Source organism: Streptomyces sp. SID1328, from assembly GCF_009865595.1.
Lineage (GTDB): Bacteria > Actinomycetota > Actinomycetes > Streptomycetales > Streptomycetaceae > Streptomyces > Streptomyces griseoluteus.
In genome coordinates, this window is sequence record NZ_WWKH01000725.1 from 1 (window position 1) to 248 (window position 248).

Consider the following 248-nt stretch of genomic DNA (forward strand, 5'->3'; position numbering starts at 1 on the left):
GCTCGGCTTCCGCGGCCACTTCTCCACCAAGTCCCGCAGTTACTCCACCACCCTCGGCGCCCTCCGCCAGGTCCGCGCCGACTACCGCGCAGCACAACAACGCGCCGCCCTAGGTCTTCCCGACCCCGAAGACGAGGAAGCAACCACTCTCACCCTCGCGTACTGGTCCTACGCCGGCCACGGCCACACCCCCGGCGAATCCTGGCTCGCCGCCAACATCCGCCGCGACATCCAGCACAACCGCGAGA

At 69.0% G+C, this 248-nt stretch carries 1 protein-coding gene; it reads left to right on the forward strand.

Annotated features, from left to right (window positions below; all coding sequences use genetic code 11):
* The coding region (locus GT030_RS23185) for a replication initiator (RefSeq protein ID WP_346009723.1) at window positions 1-248 on the forward strand (248 nt) is incomplete at both ends.